Consider the following 21,428-nt stretch of genomic DNA (forward strand, 5'->3'; position numbering starts at 1 on the left):
ATTCTTGACCGGGGGCGGCGGAGGGAGAATTAAAAGCTTTTCCTGCCACCTCCTAAGGGTGGTCCGATGAGGCCCAAGGTTTTCGTGACCCGAGAGATCCCCGAGAGGGGACTTTCCAAGATAAGGGAACACTTCGAGGTTGACCTGTGGACGGATGAGGCCCCTCCACCTAAGGGTGTGATAATAGAGAGGGTGCGGGATGTTGACGCCTTGGTCTCGCTCCTCACCGATCCCGTAGATGCTGAGGTCTTCGACGCCGCCCCGAAGCTCAGGATAGTCTCGCAGTATGCCGTGGGCTATGACAACATAGATGTCGAGGAGGCCACGAAGAGAGGTATATACGTCACCAACACGCCGGGGGTCCTCACCGAGACCGTGGCAGATTTCACTTTCGCGCTGATGCTTGCCGTAGCTAGGAGGGTTGTGGAGGCGGACAGGTACGTCAGGGAGGGTAGGTGGAAGGTGGCCTGGCACCCCCTAATGATGCTCGGCTCCGATGTGTACGGGAGGACGCTGGGCATAGTCGGGATGGGGAGGATAGGCAGCGCGGTCGCCAGAAGAGCTAAGGGCTTCGGGATGAGGATCCTCTACTACGACTCGGTGAGGAGGGAGGACTTGGAGAAGGAGCTGGGGGCCGAGTTCGTGGACTTGAATAGGTTGCTCGAGGAGTCGGATTACGTGAGCCTTCACGTGCCCCTGACCCCTGAGACCTACCATCTCATCGGTGAGGAGCAGCTGAGGAAGATGAAACCAACCGCTTTCCTGATAAACACCGCGAGGGGTAAGGTGGTAGATCAGAAGGCCCTCTATAAAGCTCTTAAAGAGGGATGGATAGCTGGAGCTGGCCTAGATGTCTTCGAGCAGGAACCCATATCCCCCGACGATCCCCTCCTGAAGCTGGATAACGTCGTGCTTGCGCCTCACGCTGCGAGTGCCAGCCACGAGACCAGATCGAGGATGGCCGAGATGGTGGCCGAGAACCTGATAGCCTTCCTCAACGGGAAGGTCCCGCCGAACCTTGTGAATAAAGAGGTGGTGAATGTCAGGCCTCCCGGCTTCGGCTGAACAGCCCCCTTATTCCCTCTTCTAAGGGCCTCTCTACAATCCCTTTTTCCGTGATTATCCCAGTGATATTGGAGGGAGGCGTCATGTCGAATGCCGGGTTGATTATGTCGACGCCCTCCGGCGCTACCCTCTTTCCCCCTATGAAGGCCACCTCTCTGGGATCCCTCATCTCTATCTTCACGTCCTCTGGCCCTGAATCCAGATCGAAGGTAGAGGTAGGAGCTGCGACGTAGAAGGGAACTCCATGCTCCTTGGCCAGTATGGAGAGGGAGTATGTGCCTATCTTATTATATGTGGTTCCGTCTCCCAGCACCCTGTCCGCGCCCGTTATCACCAAGTCCACCCCCAGCTCCGACATGACGTACCCAGCCGCCCCATCTACTATGAGCTTCACTGGAATTCCAGCCCTGCTGAGCTCGAAAGCAGTGATTCGTGCACCCTGAAGGACCGGCCTAGTCTCCAAGGCCACGACCTCGAACTCGATGCCCTCCTCATATGCCCTATACATCGGAGCGGTCGCCGTTCCGTACCACACCGTGGCCAAGGACCCGGCGTTGCATATGGTCATCACCCTGTACCCGTCCTTGATGAGATTGTAACCGAACTCCCCTATCCTCCTGTTGTTCTCGACATCCTCCTCAGCGATCCTCCTCGCCTCTCCAATGACCTTCTCTCTTATCTCATCCAGAGACGAGCCCTTCGCCTCCTTCAACACCCTGTTCACGGCCCAGAATAGATTGTATGCGGTCGGCCTAGTGGATCTGAGCAGTTCGGCGGCCCTCCTGAGCTCGTTCAGCAGCTCATCCCTTTTCCCCTCGAACTTAGACGCCACCAGCGCCAAGCCGAAAGCAGCGGTAGCCCCTATGGCTGGGGCTCCCCTTACGACCATGTTCTTTATGGCGAAGGCAACGCACTCAACGTCCTTGCATTCAAAGAAAACGAGATCTTCGGGAAGCTTCCTCTGATCAACTAGGATCACTTTCCTTCCATCGAAGTCAACCGTTCTGGGTAGGTCTATCAAACCTCAACCCCGGTGTCCGTCCCTCGGAGGGAAATAACGATTTCGGGAGTATGCCTATTCTCTCAAGCGCGATCCTAGGGAGGTCCACGATGCAGGCTGCGTGGGAGATTATGCGGGAATCGCTGCTCGCCACTACCTCGTGCTCCAATATGTCTGAGTCGACCCTTTTGGATACCACCACCTCGGCACCATCGACTGCATTCCTAATCCTACTGGCTATCCTCCCGCTCTTGGAGATCGGTGAGTCCAAGTAGATAACAGCCCTACTCGGCTCGAGCTGCTTTATCACCTCGTCTAGGAGATGGACTGCCTCATCAAACCTGCCGGATGGCTTGTAAGATGAGTATACGAGGGAGAGGTCCCTAACCAGACCATCAGAGCAAACGTAGACCGGTTGGCCCGATAAAGCCGCTTCTAGGGTTATTAGGACGTTGAAACCGTCAATTCCCAAGTCTCTTCCAGAGACGCACTTGGCGGGAACGACCTTGAGGGAATTACGAAGGGACTCCTCGGGCGACCTGACCAGCTTGGATAGCGCGACCACCTCCATCTTCCTCAGAGAAAACCTCCTACCCACGATCTCCACAGAGTCCCTGAATCCCAAGGTGAAAAGGGTATATGTGAGAGGGACTAGGCTCTCCACTAGTTCCCTCCTAATCGTGCTCTAATCACCTCCAAGAAGCTCTCCAGCTTCTCACTGGGTATGGATCCTCTGCCGAGTCTCTGACTGCCTCCACCTCCACCGCCGACCGACTTGGTGGCTTCCTTAACGAGATCGCCCGCGACCAGATCATAGCCGTTGACTAGCAAAGCCACCTCCACCTTCTCTCCAGACGGTCTAGTCATGACGACTATCCTCTCCTCACCGCCGACGAGCTTGTCGACTAGCTTGACGCCCTCATCCAAGGTGACGTAGGTGAGCTGCACGTGCGAGACCCTGTATCCTCCTACCTCCTCGAACCCCTTCAGGGCTTCCTTGATCTTGGCTTCTTCTATTTCCCTCGAGTGCCTCCTGACTTCCCTCCTGAGCTCCTTCAGCTCCTCCATGGCAGCCCTAAATGCCTTATCTACATCTTCCTCGCTCACTCCCAAGGACTGAGCGATCTCCTTGAGCTTGAGGTGAGCATCGATGAGTCTCCTAGCGGCCGGCACTCCAGCGGAGAACTCCAGTCTTATCACTCCGTCTTGGATCCTCCTCGCCCTCCATATCTTTATCGGCCCTATATCTCCCGTTCTTGTGACGTGGGTCCCGCCGCATGCCTGAACGTTGTAGCCATGGATCTCGACTATCCTAAGTACGGGATCCGGCACCACCCCTCCCTGGTATAGGACGAAGCCGTACCTCTTCTCGGCATCGGTCCTCAGGAGCCAGAAAGTGTTCACGGGGAGGTTCCTCATGACCGTCTCGTTGGCGAGCAGCTCTATGTACTTGAGTTCCTCTGGAGTTATGCTCTTGTAATGGGTTATGTCCAGCCTGCTCTCTTCATCACCCTTCTGGGCCCCCCACTGCCATACATGGGGTCCGAGTACGCGCCTCGCGGCCTCGAGGATCACGTGAGTGGCGGTATGATGCCTCATCCTTGATAGCCTCCTTCCCTCGTCAACCCTGCCGTGCACCTTGGTGCCCACTGGAGGTAGGGGGCCGTTCAGGCGATGGAGGACCCTCCCCTTGTACTTCTCCACCGAGACAACCTCGGCCCTCCCACCAGACCAAGACAGCGTCCCCACATCGCTGGGCTGACCCCCTCCCTCGGGATAAAAGGCGGTCCTGTCCAGAAGGACCATGCCATCCACATGACCCACGACGGTAGCATCGAACTCCATCAGGTAAGGATCTTGATAGTAGAGCAGTCTAGTTGGCCCGTACCTGTCCAGTTCGTCTATGAATGATGGGAGCCTAGGCGCCTCGGGCTTCCTCGTCTCATGTCTCCCAGCGATTAGCTCGTAGAAGTTATCTGGAACCTCCACGTTGACGCCGAGCTTCCCGGCCACCGTCTGCACTAGCTCGGGTGGAACCCCGTGGGAGTCGTAGAGAGTGATTAGGTCTTCCAAGTCCAGTTTCCTCTTATTTTTCACTATTCCTCTGACTATCTTCTCTCCTTTCCTGAGGATCTCCTCGTATCTAGCCTGCTCAATATCCACTATCTCCACTATCCTGTCTAGGACCTCCTTGAGCTCTGGGAACCCTTTACTTGACCAGTAATTCACCTGCCTGGCTACCAACTCCGAGAGGTTCATCTCCACGCCGAGTAGCTTCAGGAGCTTCAGGGATCTCCTGATGAGCAGTCTCCCCAAGTAGCCCTCGTTAACATTGGAGGGGACAAGGCCGTCGGCGAGCATGAAGGCTATAGTCTTCGTGTGATCTAGGAGTGCAAAGACTTTCTCCAGAGGAGCGATCTTCTCCTCCAAATAGGATTGCTCCATATCCAGCATCTCCGAAATCTTTCCCCTCAGAGCGTTGACTTTTCTTCCCCTCTCCAGCTCCCTGAGTATGGAAGAGACTTCAGAGTATCTGCTGAGGAGGACCTCATCCACCAGCTCCACTCCCAACTCGGACCTGAAGGTATCGACCAGATCCCCGTAAACTGCGTGAAAGCCAGTAGGATCACCCCTGAGGAGCCAGGTTATCCTCTCAAGTCCATATCCAGTATCCACCACTTTGGTGTCCATCGGGACGTACTTCCCATTCTCCTCTTTGTACTCCATGAAGACTAGGGTGGCTATCTCCAATCCCCTGACTATGGGTTCCAAATCAGGACCGGCGTTCCCTCCTCCCTCCCATATACTCTCTTTGTAGATTATCTCCTCCTCAGGGATCCCCAAGACTTCGGTTGCGTACTCATGGAACAGTTCCACCGTCCTCTCCTTCCAGTAAACGAACCTCTCTTTCGTGTTGAAGGCGTGGTGGGCCATCATCTCGAATATTGTGAGATGCCTCCCCATAGTAGGCCCGACCTTGTCGACATCCTTGAGCCTTATACATGGCTGGGAGATGGTGAGCGGATTCGCTGGCGGAGGGACAAGACCGGCGGTTATAAACGGCTGGAAGTCGACTATTGATGCGCTGGTGAGGAATAGGTCGTCCCTCCACCTAGCTATTACCGGGTATCTCCCTATCCTAGTGTGACCCTTGGATTCCATGAAGGACAGGAAGTCCTCCCTGACCTCCTCCAAGCTCTTATCCGATGTTCCCTTTCCTATAAATGAGTAAGGCTCGCAGGGAGCCTCCCCACATGTTTCTCTATCGGGATCTAATGTCCAGAAGTACTCCCCGCACTTGGGACACTTCTTCCTGACGTAACCCCTCTCTATGAGGAACTGTATCTCTATAGGATCTCCTAGCCCCATTAGTCATCCTCGAAAAGTTGCGAAGGAGGGGATAAAAAAGTAGCCGTGACCTCAGCCGAACAGCGCGCCGAGTCCGGCGAGGGCGGCCTCTTCCTCCTCTTTCTCCTTCTCCTCTTTCTTCTCTTCCTTCTTCTCCTCGGCTTTAGCCTCCTCGGCCTGAGCCGGAGCTGCAGGAGCGGCCGGGGCTACCGTGGCAACTGCTGCCTGGCTCACTATCTCATCTATGTCCAAGTTGGAGAGGGTGCTCACGAGCTGCTTTATCCTAGCCGGGTCGGGCTCAACGCCTGCGGCCTTGAGCACCTGCTCGAGATCGGACTCCTCGACCTTCTTCTTTACCTCGTGCAGCATCAAAGCGGCATATATGTACTCCATGCCCATCCTTATCACACCTCGTGATACGGCGGACCCCACTATTTTAATGTTGCTAGCTCTCCAAGGCCCCGAATCCCGTCTTGGGCCTGCGCCTCCCCACCGACACCCTGAATCCTCTGGTCACGCCTATGACGAACATGGCCACCAAGAGGACGGAGAATGTGAATATGGCTAGATAGAACATCCTGAGTTCCAACGGGGTCACCACGACCGTCTCATACCTGTAGCTGGAGGTGGGGGCCTTGATCACGGTCTTGCCGTCCGTCGACTTGTAGTGGATGTCCGTCACCTTTATCCACTGCATCCCCGTCGTTTGGGTCTTCATGGTGAGTATGAGCTTCACGAAACCCTCGGGCTTGACGGTGTCGCAGACCATCCTCACTCTTATCCTGTCCTCCTTTGGCTCCCATACCGGCTGATCGCATGATACTCCCTCACCCTTCTTCACCGTCGGTGGATTGACCATGTAGAATCCCGGGGAGAGCTCCATCTCTACCGTGAGGTCCTTGGCCTCCCCACTGCCCCTGTTTATCATGTAGATGGAGAAGCCCACCAAGGAGTTCACCACTGTGACGTTCTGGGGTATGTCCTCGACCCTCACCGAGAGCTGGGGCTTCACTATCGTCACGACGACGGGAGACTTCTGAGCCGACATGAGGACCTTCTGCCCCTCCTTCGGGTCCACATACGTGACCTTGGCGGGGCCGAAGGTTGCCACGCCCTCCCTCACCGCCTTAAGGGTGTAGGAGAGGGAGAGCATGCTCCCCGGATTGAGCTTGCTTGCGGTGAGCTTGGTCTTGCCCGAGACGAGCTTGAATATGTCTTTGGGGTAGTCGTCCTGCACTACAACGTTCGTCGCGGCTGCCGTGCCGTTGTTCCCCACGATCACGTCCACCTTTATCGTCCCGTTGATGGGTATGGTGGTTGAGGAGATGGTCTTGGTGATGTAAACCTTCGAGTACCCGAACTCCTTCACAGTTATGGTGTAAAGCTTGAACGTCTCGTTGTAGTAGCCCCTTATGTCGAAGTAGCCGACGGTCAAGTTGACCCTGTACATCATACCTTCAGCATCGCTCGGGATGACTATCCTGAACTCTATCGGCTCGGTCATCGCTCTGGGAGGCATGTCCGCGTGAACCACCAAGGGAAAGTGACCACCAGCTATGGCTGAGGGCTTGATTATCTCTATCGGGAGATTGGGCTCCACTTGGGCCTTTATCGTGACGTTGTAAGCGTGGTCGTTGCCGACGTTCTGGACCCTGAAGTTGAAGGTTATCGGGGTTCCCGGATCCACCTGAAGGTCTCCAGTGGGTTTGCTTACGGAGAGGACCACTCTAGGCGCGCCGGTGTGCCCCTTGTAGACAAGTCCAAAGACCACGTTAATGGAGTCGCTCGTTGACTTGGTGGTATTGGGGTTGTATTCGAATATTTTAACGGACCTGTTGGCGTCAAATCCTTGGTATTGGAAGACCATCGGGTAAGTGGCTACGAATCCTATAGTGTAGTTGCCATACCGCCCCTCCCCGGGTCCCGCGTGGAAGGAGAAGGTTAGTTCGTGGGATTCGTTGACATCGACCCCTCCTAGGGAGATGTTAACTTCATTGCCTGTCCTCGTACCCATAACGGGCATGACATTGGTCAGATTTATTGAACCCTCCCCCTCCAAGCGATACCAATTCGAATAGACCTTCACCCAATCAATGGGCATGGCACCGGTGTTCTTCAGAATGACCGGTACTTGAAACTGTGCATAGGGCTGGTCGAACTCCTTAACTTTGGGAAAATCTATCTCCATAGTCAGGTTAGTCTCCGGTGAATAAACGGAGTCCAGCAAGTCGAAGTATATTATTCCATTCACCTTGTCAGTCAGATCACCCTTTATGAAAACCTTGTAGAGGATTTTCCCCGTTCTACTGCAACCCTCCCTGACGGGTATCTCCTTCCTAGTATCCAAGGGAGGGCCGCCAGCGCTTATCTCAGTAGGGACGTAAACAAAGGGCGTGCAAGGCGCCCCCTCCTTGAGCACCCTAGCTTCTACATACTGAACCGCCCCACCCATGTACATCAACCTAGCTTGGAGCTTAAATCCCCCCGGCAAATCATATCTCGTCCCGTTCTTCATTGACAGGCCTTTCCAGTCGTATCTAATACCTTGAGCGTCTACCTCTATTATCTTAGGGCTTATCGGGATTAAAAGGGCAGTCAGAAATAGCAACATTATTAATGTGGCGTATCTCATTCTCGCTCCGGGAACCGATGGATAGGGGAGTATTAATTATATGTTCGTCTATGGTCGTATTAACTGGGGGCCCGTAGCTCAGCAAGGATAGAGCGGCGGCCTTCTAAGCCGCAGGTCGGGGGTTCAAGTCCCCCCGGGCCCGTTTCTCCGAGGAAAGTTTTCTGTGAGTGAGCCGCTTTATCGCCTAAGGTTTGGTGGATGATGGATTTCTTATTGTCCTAATTAGGCCAGTAGGGTCCCAGCATCATCTTCCTTAGATCTACGTATTTCTCACCGTGTACGTATATGGGAACCCTCCTCACTCGGGAAAGAGGGAGCTTACCTAGCCACTGCAGCCCCACCTTGCTCCCCTGCTTGGGATGAACTATGATAAGGTAACTCCTAGTCTCATCCAAGTCTAAAGCGTACTCTCCGGCTATTGCCAGTATTAGCCTGTCAGTGGCGGCGTATAGGTCCTCCTGACTGCTACCTTGGATCCGAACTGTGGAGTTCCTCGGGAATATGTGGACACCGGTTTCTCCTGAGAGAGTGATTAGGAGTGTTACGTTACCTTGGGGGACCGTGCCTAAGGGTCCGACCAGTATACTGGTCTCATTCAAATTTCCGCCAGAGAAGAACGAAAGTGTCAGTGTGATCGCGTAGGAGGATAGACCTATGCTCCCAGACCCCTCCTTCATGGTCTGGTTTAGGGGATAGGTTATGGTGACGTACCACTTGCCATGCCCCTGAGTGGGTTGAGAAGGGTTCTCCTTCAGAAGAAAGGAGTAGGCGACAAGCCCCGCGATAGCCAGAGCTGCTAGAGCTGGGATTATCACCAAGTACTTAGCTTCCAAAGGGACTCCTCCTCCCTCTTCCCCTCCTCCTAGTTGTCCGGGCCACCAAGGGCGATACTCTTCTCATGCTCTCCTTAGATCTCCTCACCCTGTTGTATAGCCTTATCGCCATGAGGACAGCTATCACTAATATTATCACGGATATCAGGTAGATGAAGTTCTTGGATACCCTAACTCTCACCTTAATTATGGTCGAGTCAGAGAACTGGGGCATGCTCCTGCCTATGGAGTCCTTGTACTCGTATCCCACGCTGATAAAGCTGCCCAGTTCAGTGGCCGGGTAGAAGTTGGTCGCCTTTAACCTGAGAGGTATGGTCATTGTATCGCCGGACTTCAGCTTGTCTATCCTCAGAAGCATGGAACCATCTGGATTCGGCCTGAGGAGGACATCCTCGGGGACCATGCTCAGGTTCAGAGTTATTCCCTCTCCAGTGGCTATCTTCAGCTCCACCTCTGTAGCATCCTCGTTTCCGGTGTTTGAGAGGGCCACGACCAGTCCCTCCTCCTCATCCCACTCAAGTTGGAGATTGGTGGTGTTTGATGAGAGGATAACGTAGGGCCTCAATATGGTGACCTTGACCTCCTTGCTTATGTTGTGAACTTCACCCCTAGCATCGGTGTAGGTTATCAGCGTGGTGGATAGGATCTGGGGTCCGGGAGGCGCGTCGGTGGGGATAGCCTGGTAGATTAGGGCCAACCTGGCACCTGGCTCCAAGGGGTTAGGAATCACGTAACTACCCAGACTGTTAGTTGAGGTCACTAATGCGGTTCCATTTCCGGGAAAGCTGGTAACCAGCTCGAACCCCGCGCCCAGCTTCTCGATCATGCTTATGTCCACTATGGGCAGGTCCCCGGTGTTGGACATAACAAGAGTAACGTTGACGGGTTTCCTCAACTGGACGGTGGTTGGTTTCACGGTTTTGGACTCGAGGGAGAGCCTAGGATTCCTCAAGATCCTGAAGATGAGGCTCTTCGTGAAGAGCGGTTTACCAGAATTTGCCTCTTTTATAAACAGCTTAACCGTCACGTTCACGGGTGAGGGCACTTGATCTGGGGCGGCAATCTTTATCGAGAAATCCTTAGATTTACCGCCCGAGAGGGTGATCTTCGATTGTGGTTTAGATGAGAGGGCCGCTGGAGATCCAACATCCAAATTCATGAGTAAGGATAGGGGGTTGGATATCTTGTTCTCCACCTTAACCTTGAGGGTGATCTCAGTTCCCTCCACGACGACTGGAGGATTGTAATCGCCGTATCCTCCGATGAAATAAGCTTGGGCTGAAATTGACGACACCCTCAACCAGTAGGCGAATATTGAAACGTAAGTGTAGGTATAGGCGTACCTCAACCAAACGAAGGGCAGATTGGTAAAGAGCCCGTCCGATCTTATAGTGGACGCGAGGTCCACGAGGAGTGGTTCGTAACTTGCAACGAACTTGTCTGTCTCTAAATAGCCCAGAGAGGAGAACTTGGCTAGGGCATTGAGCGCTAGTGCCGTGGTTATCTCGTAGGTTCCGGATGAGTAAGCCTGCTTAACGTTACTCTCCAAGTAAGCGACGACCCCCTTCACCAGACCATAGTCCACATCGAAACCGAGGAACATGGCTTCTGCGAGAGCGTCAGCAACATCTCCAGTTACTTGGACGGATGAGGATTTCTCCTCCTGCCAGTAATTGAAGTCCTTACTCTTTTTGGAAGTGGCTACGAGGAATGATATCGCCTTCCTGACGCTATTGTCCAAGCCTGCTACTCTCACACCTGCTTCTTTGGCAGCAAGTATGGCCCTGAGGGCCTGCGCAGTGATGCTGGGGCTGGGTTCCTTCAGCTGGAACACATCGGCCTCGGGCATCCTCCCCCACCCACCTCCCTCACTCTGAAGGGATATGAGCTGAGACACCGAGTGGGCGAGAGAGGGAAGCTTCTCTCTAGGAAGGGCGCCAGCCGCGAAGGCGCCTGCCACGGCCCTTATAGCTTGGGCGCTGAAGGACACGTCCACCAGTCTCCCGCTTACATCGGAACCCCAGAGACCGTTGTTCTTAGCACGCTCGAGCATCCAAGTGGTCATGGATGCCAGCCTAGTCTTAGCTCTAGACACCTCGCCTTCATCGAAATCCATGAAGTTAGAGGCCTGGAGAGCCTCCGCGAGAATAAGTGATGCGTATATATTGAACTCCAAGTCTGGTATGGCTCCAAAGGTGAAACCGCTCTTGTCCACATAGAGCACCCCGTTTACGTAGCCATAACTTCCCTGCGGGATCTCGCTAGGGGAGTTGTACTCGGGGACCCTAGTTACTGCCCTCAGAGGCCCTTCAACAGCCTGCTCTATTATCTCCCTAGGAGTTTGCGAGGAAGTAAGCACTATCTGAGGGATAAGCAGGACAATTAGGAGTAGAGGCAGTAGCGAAGACCTCTCCATTCCCATACCCGCTTGGTAGTGATGGATGAATATATAAGGTGGGATGGATGCTCGCATGAAATCTATATAGACAGTTGACTAAAGAGGGTTGATCGGACAGTGGAGATATATAAGGATCAGCTCGGAGTCTTCATGCTTTTCTGATCCTAGGAGTGGAGGGAATCAGGACACAGACATAACGAGACAGAACAGAAAATAAAAGAAAGGGGAGGGTTCAGCTGCTGGGCAGCCCGACCGGGACTACCAGCACAGGCTGCACAGTGACCTTAGTAGGCACAGTGGTCGGCCTTATACCGATGACTATGACGGCAGGAGCGTTGTCGCCGACACCAGCGTTGTAGTAGGTCTGTATTGTGGTGTTAGCCAGTTTGGTCGGGTCGGCCAACGCTATGCTAGCTGCGAGCGTACCGAACCTGTCGGTACCAGCAACGACCAGTATAGCCTTGTCCTCATTCCACGGGTTGGTCTTGGCATACTGGATCACGCCGAGGCCGTTACCACCTTCGATCTTGTACACATAGGTGGTATCTATGGTCGGGTCTATCAGCTTGATGGCGTAGGTCAAGTTAATGTCCCTCTCACCAGGAGCACCCTGTGGGTTGTACAGCCACGTGGTCTTGCCGTCGGTCTTGTACAGTATGTATAGGTTACCGGTGTCGTTCAGATAGTCCACGAGCGTATTGACCAGAGGACCACCGACGAGTATGAGGTTCTTGTCCACTACGTCCTCGCTTAGAGTCTCACCGTCGAAGACCCAGTCGTCCATGTATGCTATCGGGGCCCTTATGAAGCTGAAGACCTCCTCCGGGTTGGCGAAGTTGAAGTACAGGTCCTTGTACTCATCTGGCGTTACATCCTCGAATACGGTGCCGCCCTCGGGCGTGGACACCGGTACGAGCTCAGTAGCGCCAGTGAATATGCCGTCACCATCCCTGTCCTCCACTCTGTCGTAGATACCAGCGAACACTCCAGTGGCGTTTATCGGATAGAGCCAGTTGAGCTGCCAGTGATAGACTGCGAGGGTCACATCCTCGGTATTATAATCAGCGTAGGTGTCGAAGCCAAGGTACTTGCCGCATCCCTCGATCTCGGGAGCGTACTCGCTCACAAGCTCGTCGGGCTCGGCGAAGGACTCACACTCGAGCTCTTTCATCACTTCATCCTTCTGTGTGAACTCGTAGAGACCCCAAGTCGGTCCACAAGCGGGTCCGCAGTATTCGCCAGCTATTCCAGGTGGCAGCGCGGGGCACTCCTGTCCAGCAACGAGCTGCTTGCTCACCACGCTGGTGAACCAGTAGTCCTTACCACCGACCACGAGGTGTCCGTCCTCGTTGAGAGGTTCATACCAGCCGGTCTCGTTCTGTGTGAAGAGCGTAGCTCCCAGCGTACCGGACTTCACCACCATGTACCAGACAACATCCTCCTTGTCGCTGTCGGTGTAGTAGCCACTTATGCCCAAGAAGGCCTCGTCCTCAGCGAGACCCTCAAGCCATGGGCCGAAGACGGTCTGCTCATCAACTATGTAGCCCTTAGCCTCATAGAAGTGACTGGCAGCATTAGCTACGTCGCTACCTGTGGCGTATGAGAGGAGCATGTTACCTCCAGCGAACACCCTAGGACCGGTGGGATCTGGATAGTTTGACAGCTCGATTATCACATCCACATTAGCGCTTCCCACATCGGAGTCAGCAGCATTGGCGTAGTCGGAGCCAGCAGGGTGAGGCCATCCGTAGGTGCTGTCGAAGAACCATACGGTGTTGTCCCAGTCGAAGGCCCTATCTCCAGTGCCAGTAGTCTCACCGTGGCCAGGATAGATGTTGGGAGCGAGCACTAGCGAGTAGAAGTCCATGGTCACGGTCTCGAGAACCTCGTCAACATCCCTGACGGTTATTCCGAAGTAGGGTACCAGCCTCTCATCGTCAGAGATCACGTCATCTCCATCTATGTCAGCGAGTATATAGATGTCCCTGTGTATCATGCTGTAGAGGAACTTCTCGAAGGTGGTGGGGTCGTTATCTTCAGGTACACCACCAGCACTCTCTATGTGGAAGTAGTCCACAGGCGTATCGGTCCCTATCTTGTAGACCACGAAGCCAACACTATAGGTGTCAGGCTCCTTAACCTCGACAGTCTCAGCCACGAGCTTGTAGCCCATCCAAGGCAGGGTTATCTCGGTTCCTTTCTTAACATCTATCGGGTTAAGCGGGTGTATGAAGTAGAAACCGCCGTGGGACCAGCTGTAGGTTATGGGTCCGTCGACTGGGTCGTAATCCTTGGTGGTGTCCCAAGCATCATAGTCAAACGTGAAGCTACCGGGGCAGTCGAAGCTGAGCGGAGTAGCATACGAGGATCTCTCATTGTCAGTGTAGGCGGGCGGGAAGTAGTCAGGAGCGAAGACCACCCACTCCTTCAGATCATCAGGGTCTACCTCGAGGCCTATGGAGTAGGTTATCTGAGTGGGGTTATCAACGCTCTTCACGCTAGAGGGCACGAACACGTATCCGTCGTGTAGCGGGTATATCTGATCAAAGCCCGGCTCTCCATCCCAATTCCAACTCCATAGGAATCCCCAGAAGGTATCGGAGTCCTTCCAGTCGCCAACAAGATCTAAAGCCTGGTATCTGTGTCCGTACACCTCAGCAGTGAAGCTACCATGATAGAGTGTTATACCATTGGCGGCGGCGTGCTTAGCGTCCACCCACATGGCATTGGTATAGTACAGGTGGGAGGCTATCTTGGCAGCTAAGAGAGTGGCACCAAGGACATCCTCGGGAGCGGCCTTGCTGCCCAATATTATGGCTATGTCTGGGGTACCATCGAAGTCATAGTCTATTGTGCCATCCTGCACGAAGGGTTGCGGGAACATGTGGATCGGGTAGGCCATAGCAGGGAGAAGACTAGCTCCCAGCAGCACTACTAAGGCCGCTATTATGTACATATTCTTCATAGCCTTCATAGTAACACCTCCCCATTGCCACTTACCCGTGGCAAGGGGGCTGAGGGTCGGTGGAGGGAGGCTTATAAAATTATTGTCATCAGGACTGTTGCAAAACGTTGCACAACATTCATAAGGCTTCTTAGGCCTGATCTGCGCAGCGAACGGGGTGTATACAGTTCAAACTCCATTAAACTTAGATCTTCAGCACTACCTACTTATGGACTTCTTATTTTGTTTGCTCCCAAGTTGCTCTGATAACCATCCTTTGAATGTATGACTGTCATGTAAAGGTAGCTTCTCTGATGATCAGTTATAAATCATACCCAAGGTCTCTCTCAAAGCCCTTCAAGGAGGTAATTTTAGGCGTACCCCTTTTTAGACTCCTTAAAGTTTTCGGAGTTCCCTCTAGACATATTACTACCTATAACTACTTAAAAGTGTGAGCTTAGGCGTAATGCTGCTATAATTTCTAGGGTCCAAATCCTTAGTAGAGGTAGATATCTTCTAAGGATTTGCGAATTCGTGAAATTACTTGCTTGACTCGGAAGTTAGTATCCTTATAAGATATGTAAAAATTTTGGAATTTTTGGGTGAGGATCAGCAGTCTCTGTACCGCAGAGGGGGCATCTGCTTTTGAAAGTGTATCTCCAGCAACGAGGGCACCTCTTCATCCTTGGCATGGATTATCCCCCACACTGACTTACTAAGATCTTAACCCTTTCTAACTCAATAAATTTTTTAGATGAGAATAAATTTAGTGAGAACATAGCGATAGGGACCGCTCAGGATAACCTCCTTCTGTACTCCTTCTCCTCCACCACCTCAAATATTTCCGTATCTCCAAGATCCTTAGAGATCGATTTCAGGATGAGAGTAGACATCCTCCTAACGAGCTTGGGATCTTGGGATTTGACTGAAATCACATATCTAGGAGCCCCAGCCGTGTATATATCGACTTCAACCCCCTCAGTTTTAGGCGTAGATAACCCTCTCATTAATGACTTACGTATTCTCTCGACTCCATCGTAAGCAAATGAGACGAGCCTGACCACAATGTTCTTTACGTATATCGGTGGCCTAATCTGAACCTTTACTATCTCTTCCAGTTTCTCCGAGAGTTTTTGATTTAAGCCAGCTTTAAGTAATGGGTCTAGTCCCTCGTATAGAACATCCTCTAAAGCCTCCATAGGGTTCTTGTAGTAATCAGCTAATTTTCCCCAAGATTCCTTGGCAACGGCTTCAGGATCTTGGAATCCCGCTCTCTGAGCAGCTATCTTCAGGAGAGAGATTACTCTCACCCTTTCTTTCCATTCTTCTAATTTTCTCTTCTTCTGCTCCTCACTGACGTATCTAAGAGAGAGATCTACTTGACCTAACTTTCTATTCGCTCTTATAACTCTGCCTACTATTTTATCTCCTTCCTTGACGAAATCCCTGATATCTTTTATCCTCCCCGAGGCCACATGACTTCGGGGGATGTATGCTTCGAGCCCCTCATATTCATCCAGTTCGACTATGACCCCATGGTCCTCGACTCTCTTTACTGTGCCGACAACAAGTTCGTTCCTCCTCGGAAAGGCCTTGTAGCTCACTCTCTCACTCTACCCAGATATTCAATGACCGTCGCTAGGATCTCGGCCTTGCCGCCCCTAGGTCTGGCCAGTACCTCGTCGCACACGTGGCACGTGACCTCTCTGGAGGCGTGGGAGAAGATTATCTGCTCGTTACCGCACTTAGGGCACCTAACCCTGACGAAGTAACTCTTGGGGAGGGGTATCAGTTCCATCCTACCCATGAACACCACCTCTACCTCTTTATCTCCACCCTAGCTAGCCTCCCTAGGTTCCTCATCACCTTCCTGCCGCACTCCTCGCATGTGAGTATGAGAAGCACTTTCTTGGTAGTTTTAGCCTTCCTCCTCAGCTTGCCTCTGGGCTCTCCTCCGTAACCCCTCCTCTTTCTCTCAAGCTGTCTCTGACCCCACGACATCGTCCGTGCCTTGCCCTGCTTGTACAGGGAGACCTTGTGCTTGGTATGCTTGCCGCATCTGGGGCAGTACGTGTTGATCTCTGCAGGAACCTTCATTCCTCGACCACCTCAACAACTCCCTTCTTTTTCAAGGCCGACGCATTCTCCGAGGGAATGAATGCGATGTCACCCTCGGAGAACGGTCCGTAGACCTTCATGTCTACACCAACGAATCTGGCCACGGGAGTTTTAAACGTTACTAATACCCTCTCGACCTCATCACTCAGGGGGGCGAAAACCCTTCCCTCCTCGGTTTCCTCCTCGGCCTCGACTTTTTCGGCTCCATGAACAGATCTTTTGATCTCTTCTGAGATTATTCCTCCATAGAGAGCTCTCTTGAATGTTTTAGAGATGGACAGCGCGTTTTCCATCTCTATTCGCAGATCTCTGATCACCTCGGCAGCCTTGAGGTATATCCTACCCTCCAATCCCTCCGGTAGGTTCGTCAATAACTCCTCTTCGGCCGACCTGAGCCGGTCGATTAAGGAATCATCAACTCGGCCCTCAGCCAGCGAGATGAGAACCTCCCTTATCACATCCTTGTATTTTGCCATCTACCGGTAGGATGGGTACGCGACCATAATTAATGATTGAGTGGCTCCGCCCTCCCCCTCAAGATAACGAATGCCGCCGCGAAACCGGGCAGCTGAACCTCCTCACCCGGCGAATATGGCCCGAAAGCCTCATCTTTCAATCTGAATGCGGGGACGGGCATCTTCACTCGGACTTTGATCTCCGGCTCTGAGGGCAGGCCAACTGCGTCTTTGAACGGATTGAAGACCTCATACTCATCTAAGGAGAGTCGTAAAGCCCTGAATCCGGTCTTACCGTGGACGCTGTTTGGTATCCTAGTCAGCCTCCCCGTGTCCATGGTGACCATCCAGTCGATTCTCGCACCGGAACTCTGAGCCGACTCCTTTAGAAGGTTGAGGAGTCGCTTCCTCTCCCTAGAGCCGAGTTTGATCCCCATACCCTTGGAGAGGAGGAGTACTTTCTCCCTTATGGAAGGAGCTAGTTTCACGTGAGCACTCAACAGGTGTTCTAGGGCCCTCCTAGCGATACTGCTCCTCAGGTCCAGTCGCACGAGCCCCCTCTCTACCATGAAGAGGAAGGTTGGATCGAAGCCCCTACCCATCGCGTAGAAGGCGACTTCCCTCCTTCCCTCCTTGGATAGAGTGGTCAGTTTTCCCTCCGAGACCCTGACGTGGAAACCCCTGTTTCCTGTGTATGAGACCGCTATCTCGTCCAAGGAGGCGCCGAGGTCCTCAGACAGCACCTCTATGAGCTTCCCCACTTCCTTCTTAGTGAGAGATATACATCTCTCGTTGAGCCAGTGGTTGACCTCCATCCTCTTGGACCCGCATTTCGGACACTTACCTGGCGGAATACCCTTTCCACTGAGGCCGCAATTCTTGCACCTCCATATGGATTCCCTCTCGCACTCCTCGTCCTTGAAGTCCGTGGAGTCTATATCAAAGAGGAGTTCTGCCCTTATGGGCTCCTTCTCGGCCATTGGAGCCGTCGGGTTCCTGTAAAGGGAGACAGAGTAGTAGGCGTGCATAGGCGGGTTGTCAATTAGGTACTTCCTGAGCTCCGAGAGATCCCTAAAGGATATGTGCCTCCTGACCTTCCCCTCGAAGTCCCTAAACATGAACTCCCTGAGAGGTACATCCGAAACGTATATGGTGCTAGCCATGCTCCTGTAATACCTAGCGAAGAGTTTCTCGAGTTCCCTCAATCAAAACCCTCCAGCATGTATCTCCTTCCGCAGTCACTGGGACACAGACCCCAGTTCTTCATAGTCTCGCAGCTAGGGGGTTTATACTTCCTCTTGGCTATGTGGGAGATTTGGGAGGAGGCTATCCTCTCGTTGAAGTCCGGCACACTCCTGAACAGGTCCAGCACCTGTTCCTCTGACCAGCCCACATTGAGTAAGAAGGCCGTCAGGGCGAACCTGGCTTGGTGAGTCAGGTTCTCTCCCCTCCTGAGTTTGGATATGAGCTCCCTTATGCAGGGCGGGAAGTCTCCTTTCCTAGGTCTCTTGAACCTCTTCTTCATCCTCTTGGCGAACATATCTGAGATCTCCCTAGCTATCTCCTCCAGCGGATCGGGCAGCTCTATTCTAGGGGTTTCCATTATCCTCAACTTCACATACTCAGAGATCAGCCTCCTCAAATCTCTCTCATTTACGAGGACATACCCCTTCCTCACCACACGATTGACGAGCCTCCACTTCGGCCCGCCTATACCTGCACAGCCGTTAGAGTAGCTGATCACATCGACCCAGAGTCCATCACTAAGCCTGAACTCGAAACCGAACGTCCCCCTAGCCAAGTCTATCAGTTTCTCCGTGGATAAGCGTTCAGACAGTTCCATGAACCTCTTGGCCTCGTAGTTGGCCAATCTGCTGAGCATCGATCTCCCTACTCTGGAGGCTATTAGCTTAGCCGCGACGAAGGCGTATACCTCGTTCACTGGATTTGTCATGTCTGGGTAGAGGATCCTTCCCTCGATGGCCCTGATCAGCCTCTCTCTAGCGAGCCTCCTGGCGTTCTCCAGCAAGGGGTCGAAGGCCAAGTCATCCAGCGTCAAACCCTGCTCTTCTAGAAGGGCTGCAGCCTCCCTTGAAAAAGGGGCGATGAGAAGGATCTCCCCTTCCCTCATCTGATCATACCTGTAGGTGGGCTAAGTAGTAGGTTATGCCTGCCCCCTCTATGCCTCCGAGGGGGTATGTGAGTTTGAGAGGGGCCTGCGTCTTCAATTCCAAATCAGCCTCCTCGGAGATCTTCGCTGGTTTCGTCATCTTCTCCAAGTAGGCCATGTTGTAAACGCTCTTAGAGGGTTCCTCAGCCCACACATCTATCAGGGCCCTATCCTCCTTAGAGATGGATATTGTAGCCTTTCCCTTGTCGCTCTCGGCCCTGAATTCTACCTTCTCGCCGTCTATGTAGATCTCAACGTCGGATCCTATTATCTTCAGGTCCTTTATGGCATTTGGTATCACGTCGCTGTCTAACCTCGCCTTGGCTTTGTAGTCCACCTTTATCGTCTTGAACTCGAATGGAGTCCCAGCCAGCAGGGGCAGCTCGAAGGTCTTCCTGTATCCATCGGTAGCGGTAACCTTCATCAGGGACTCGGTGAACTCCAGCTCCACCCTCTCCTTGGCCTTCACCCTCTTAAGTATCTTGGAGAGGTCGGTGAAGTTTATCCCGTAGAAGTTGGACTGATCCACCTCAAAGTCTATGAAATATGTTCTAGGAAGTATCAGCTGGATCATGGCGGTTTTCGAGGGATCCAAGGCCTGAAGGCCCATGCCCTCCTCCGGATCCAGCTTAATGGAGGCCTCGCCCACTAGGGATTCAACCGCGTCAACTATGGCCTTGAGGGTACTGGCCTCCTCGAAGACCACTCTATTCACCATCCCTACCACCTTTCAATTTTCTCTCCACTTCTCGCCTTACCTCATCCACGTCCCTGAGCAAACTTATATCTATTCCTGATATGTCGGCAATTGCGTATCCCTGCAGCTCTTTGAAATCCTCCGAGGACGTGATCACTGAACCCACCACCAGCACTATGTCCTTGGGCTTGAAGTCGGAGGCCCTATCGTAATACACCCTAGCTCGGGATGTACCATCATCCAAGATCAGGTAATTCTCTATCACGTTTATGACCACACCTATTATGGCCACCTCGCCTTCCCTAACCTCCCTTATCCTGACCCACTTCAAGTGGAGCATCCTCCCTACAGGAAATCCACGAGTTTCCTAGCGATGGGCCTATCCTTGTTCCCCTCTTTCCTCTTCCCTTTTCTGTTCCTTGAATGCTCCAGCTCAGTATCAGGGGTCTTCTCACCCAGAACGGATTCAAGTGTGTTGAAAGAGCCTGTGTCCTCTTCCTCCCTGAAGAGGGACCTAGCCTCGGCCTCCAGCACCTTTATCCTCTGGGACAGGTACCCTTCAATTCCGTACTCGCGCATGAGTGATAGTGTGGGCTCCAAGTACTTCAGCACCGTTCCCTTGTGCACGGTGAGCTGCACGGGCCCACCGCACACGAGGCATTTGCCCGAGAGCGGCGGCCTCCTGTACTTGGCATTGCACTTGGTGCACCTGAACGTCTGCTGGCCGAACTTCCTCAGGTTGCCCACTATGTCCCTTATGAAGTGGGAGGAGATGGCTCTCGAGAGGGCGTCCATCTTATCCACAGCCTTTATCCTCTCTTCTAGGGAGAAATGAGCCCTCATCTTATCCTCCATCTTGTTCAGCTTCCTATACATCGTCTGGAGTGGTCCACCATAAACGTGAGAGGTGGGTACGGAGTACCCAATTTCTGGGTACTTGACGCCCCTCGCGAGCTCGGTCTCCACCGTCGGCACCAAGTCCTTCAGCTTGCCTGGATCCTCGTACCTGTAGGTGGCCTCGTAAAATGCTGAGGGCAGGGAGGTCGCCACCTCCATGTTGTACACCTCGTCGTCTATGTACTCCGGATCCACCCTAGTCACCATCAAGAGGGGAGCATCTTCCCTTCCTCCCGGAGTGGAGGGCAGGAAGTCTTGGGAGAAGTTGATGAGCCCGTCTAGGGCGAGCATTATGGAGTCCTCATCCCCGTCGATGTTTCTCCTCTTGGCGGCGTGGAGGAAGGGGTGGGCATAGAGAACATCCGCGTCGGTGAATCCAATTATCCGGGCGACATTAGCCACGAACGTGTGGGGTGAGATCGTCAGGACCAGGTGCCCCACCAAATCCTCCTCGCTCTCCAAGTTGTAGAAGGATTCCAAGCCATACACCCTCTCCAAGAGCTCGTCCACGTATTTGGAGACCCTGAACAGGTACTTCGCAGCCTCCCTAGGTATTATCACGTCCTGCACCTTCAGCACCAAGATCTGATCCTCGCTCACCAATTCATCCCCGCGGATGTCGTGGGTGTAGCCCAGCTCCCTCAGCTTCGAGATGGGGACCCCCGCTTCCTTGGGCTTGAAGTGGGTAAGCGCTGCGTTAACCGCGTCGAATCTTATCGTTCCGTCCTTGAATACGTAGAGGTCGTACTTACCCCTCAAAATGCCCTTCTCTATCAGCTCGGGTGATTTGGATCCGCTAGTCAGCCCCTTAACACCTTTAACCTTTTTTAGGAGTTCTGCGGGCTCTCTCAGGTTGGAGAGGGCTCTATCC

19 protein-coding genes and 1 tRNA gene are annotated in these 21,428 nt (G+C 53.2%); 2 read left to right on the plus strand and 18 right to left on the minus strand.

Annotated elements, in window-relative coordinates; translation table 11 throughout:
• The first annotated feature begins 66 nt into the window (after positions 1-66).
• A complete protein-coding gene (gene gyaR / locus QI197_07485; protein MDK2373201.1) occupies positions 67-1,065 on the plus strand; it encodes a glyoxylate reductase in 999 nt (332 codons plus the stop codon).
• Here gyaR and mtnA read toward each other — a convergent pair.
• The 5 genes from mtnA to QI197_07510 are packed head-to-tail and all read right to left on the minus strand — an operon-like array spanning position 1,043 to position 8,045.
• Complete coding sequence (gene mtnA / locus QI197_07490; GenBank protein MDK2373202.1) at positions 1,043-2,086, minus strand: S-methyl-5-thioribose-1-phosphate isomerase; 1,044 nt, start codon at positions 2,084-2,086, stop codon at positions 1,043-1,045. The two genes, gyaR and mtnA, sit on opposite strands and share 23 nt — an antisense overlap.
• Positions 2,061-2,729: a DUF5616 domain-containing protein gene (locus QI197_07495; GenBank protein MDK2373203.1), complete on the minus strand. Its 669-nt coding sequence runs from the start codon at positions 2,727-2,729 to the stop codon at positions 2,061-2,063. The genes mtnA and QI197_07495 overlap by 26 nt, the downstream gene beginning before the upstream one ends.
• Positions 2,729-5,434, minus strand: a complete 2,706-nt coding sequence (gene alaS, locus QI197_07500) for an alanine--tRNA ligase (protein ID MDK2373204.1) — start codon at positions 5,432-5,434, stop codon at positions 2,729-2,731. Before alaS ends, QI197_07495 begins: the two co-directional genes overlap by 1 nt.
• A gap of 51 nt (positions 5,435-5,485) precedes the next feature.
• A complete protein-coding gene (gene rpl12p, locus QI197_07505; protein MDK2373205.1) occupies positions 5,486-5,806 on the minus strand; it encodes a 50S ribosomal protein P1 in 321 nt (106 codons plus the stop codon).
• A gap of 52 nt (positions 5,807-5,858) precedes the next feature.
• Positions 5,859-8,045: a hypothetical protein gene (locus QI197_07510; protein MDK2373206.1), complete on the minus strand. Its 2,187-nt coding sequence runs from the start codon at positions 8,043-8,045 to the stop codon at positions 5,859-5,861.
• 67 nt (positions 8,046-8,112) lie between these two features.
• On the opposite strand from QI197_07510, the gene QI197_07515 reads away from it, so the two are divergent.
• Positions 8,113-8,187, plus strand: a tRNA-Arg gene (locus QI197_07515).
• 76 nt (positions 8,188-8,263) lie between these two features.
• On the opposite strand, the gene QI197_07520 is transcribed toward QI197_07515, so the two are convergent.
• The 13 genes from QI197_07520 to QI197_07580 all read right to left on the minus strand — a co-directional run.
• Positions 8,264-8,878, minus strand: coding sequence for a hypothetical protein (locus tag QI197_07520; protein MDK2373207.1), 615 nt, complete (start codon positions 8,876-8,878; stop codon positions 8,264-8,266).
• Positions 8,868-11,294: a hypothetical protein gene (locus QI197_07525; protein ID MDK2373208.1), complete on the minus strand. Its 2,427-nt coding sequence runs from the start codon at positions 11,292-11,294 to the stop codon at positions 8,868-8,870. Before QI197_07525 ends, QI197_07520 begins: the two co-directional genes overlap by 11 nt.
• Before the next feature lie 214 nt (positions 11,295-11,508).
• Positions 11,509-14,250, minus strand: a complete 2,742-nt coding sequence (locus QI197_07530; protein ID MDK2373209.1) for an S-layer protein — start codon at positions 14,248-14,250, stop codon at positions 11,509-11,511.
• A gap of 539 nt (positions 14,251-14,789) precedes the next feature.
• Positions 14,790-14,903: a nucleolar RNA-binding Nop10p family protein gene (locus QI197_07535; protein ID MDK2373210.1), complete on the minus strand. Its 114-nt coding sequence runs from the start codon at positions 14,901-14,903 to the stop codon at positions 14,790-14,792.
• 111 nt (positions 14,904-15,014) lie between these two features.
• Positions 15,015-15,824: a S1 RNA-binding domain-containing protein gene (locus QI197_07540; protein MDK2373211.1), complete on the minus strand. Its 810-nt coding sequence runs from the start codon at positions 15,822-15,824 to the stop codon at positions 15,015-15,017.
• Entirely contained in the window at positions 15,821-16,027 is a 207-nt protein-coding gene (locus QI197_07545) for a 30S ribosomal protein S27e (protein ID MDK2373212.1), read from the minus strand. The genes QI197_07540 and QI197_07545 overlap by 4 nt, the downstream gene beginning before the upstream one ends.
• Positions 16,028-16,038: 11 nt before the next feature.
• On the minus strand, positions 16,039-16,317 hold the full coding sequence (locus tag QI197_07550; GenBank protein MDK2373213.1) for a 50S ribosomal protein L44e: 279 nt from the start codon (positions 16,315-16,317) through the stop codon (positions 16,039-16,041).
• Positions 16,314-16,814, minus strand: coding sequence for a hypothetical protein (locus QI197_07555; protein MDK2373214.1), 501 nt, complete (start codon positions 16,812-16,814; stop codon positions 16,314-16,316). Before QI197_07555 ends, QI197_07550 begins: the two co-directional genes overlap by 4 nt.
• 29 nt (positions 16,815-16,843) lie before the next feature.
• Positions 16,844-17,998 (minus strand): DNA primase small subunit domain-containing protein, encoded by a 1,155-nt coding sequence (locus QI197_07560; GenBank protein ID MDK2373215.1) that lies wholly within the window; start codon positions 17,996-17,998, stop codon positions 16,844-16,846.
• Positions 17,995-18,924, minus strand: a complete 930-nt coding sequence (locus tag QI197_07565) for a hypothetical protein (protein ID MDK2373216.1) — start codon at positions 18,922-18,924, stop codon at positions 17,995-17,997. Before QI197_07565 ends, QI197_07560 begins: the two co-directional genes overlap by 4 nt.
• A gap of 4 nt (positions 18,925-18,928) precedes the next feature.
• Positions 18,929-19,681 carry a hypothetical protein gene (locus QI197_07570; GenBank protein MDK2373217.1) on the minus strand — a complete coding sequence of 251 codons (753 nt, stop codon included), beginning with the start codon at positions 19,679-19,681 and terminating at the stop codon, positions 18,929-18,931.
• Positions 19,671-19,991: a hypothetical protein gene (locus QI197_07575; GenBank protein ID MDK2373218.1), complete on the minus strand. Its 321-nt coding sequence runs from the start codon at positions 19,989-19,991 to the stop codon at positions 19,671-19,673. Before QI197_07575 ends, QI197_07570 begins: the two co-directional genes overlap by 11 nt.
• A gap of 14 nt (positions 19,992-20,005) precedes the next feature.
• Positions 20,006-21,428: DNA polymerase II large subunit (locus tag QI197_07580; GenBank protein MDK2373219.1), on the minus strand; the 1,423-nt coding region annotated here is incomplete at its 5' end.

The sequence above is a fragment of the Thermoproteota archaeon genome (genome assembly GCA_030130125.1).
GTDB lineage: Archaea > Korarchaeota > Korarchaeia > Korarchaeales > Korarchaeaceae > Korarchaeum.

Bases quoted from the DNA above. Each gene is read 5' to 3' on its own strand.
- QI197_07570 (MDK2373217.1), bottom strand. From the start codon at position 19,681: ATGGTGAATAGAGTGGTCTTCGAGGAGGCCAGTACCCTCAAGGCCATA.
- QI197_07550 (MDK2373213.1), bottom strand. From the start codon at position 16,317: ATGAAGGTTCCTGCAGAGATCAACACGTACTGCCCCAGATGCGGCAAG.
- QI197_07545 (MDK2373212.1), bottom strand. From the start codon at position 16,027: ATGGGTAGGATGGAACTGATACCCCTCCCCAAGAGTTACTTCGTCAGG.
- QI197_07530 (MDK2373209.1), bottom strand. From the start codon at position 14,250: ATGAAGGCTATGAAGAATATGTACATAATAGCGGCCTTAGTAGTGCTG.
- QI197_07510 (MDK2373206.1), bottom strand. From the start codon at position 8,045: ATGAGATACGCCACATTAATAATGTTGCTATTTCTGACTGCCCTTTTA.
- gyaR (MDK2373201.1), top strand. From the start codon at position 67: ATGAGGCCCAAGGTTTTCGTGACCCGAGAGATCCCCGAGAGGGGACTT.
- QI197_07525 (MDK2373208.1), bottom strand. From the start codon at position 11,294: ATGGAGAGGTCTTCGCTACTGCCTCTACTCCTAATTGTCCTGCTTATC.
- QI197_07535 (MDK2373210.1), bottom strand. From the start codon at position 14,903: ATGAAGAGGTGCCCTCGTTGCTGGAGATACACTTTCAAAAGCAGATGC.
- QI197_07565 (MDK2373216.1), bottom strand. From the start codon at position 18,924: ATGAGGGAAGGGGAGATCCTTCTCATCGCCCCTTTTTCAAGGGAGGCT.
- QI197_07555 (MDK2373214.1), bottom strand. From the start codon at position 16,814: ATGGCAAAATACAAGGATGTGATAAGGGAGGTTCTCATCTCGCTGGCT.
- rpl12p (MDK2373205.1), bottom strand. From the start codon at position 5,806: ATGGAGTACATATATGCCGCTTTGATGCTGCACGAGGTAAAGAAGAAG.
- alaS (MDK2373204.1), bottom strand. From the start codon at position 5,434: ATGGGGCTAGGAGATCCTATAGAGATACAGTTCCTCATAGAGAGGGGT.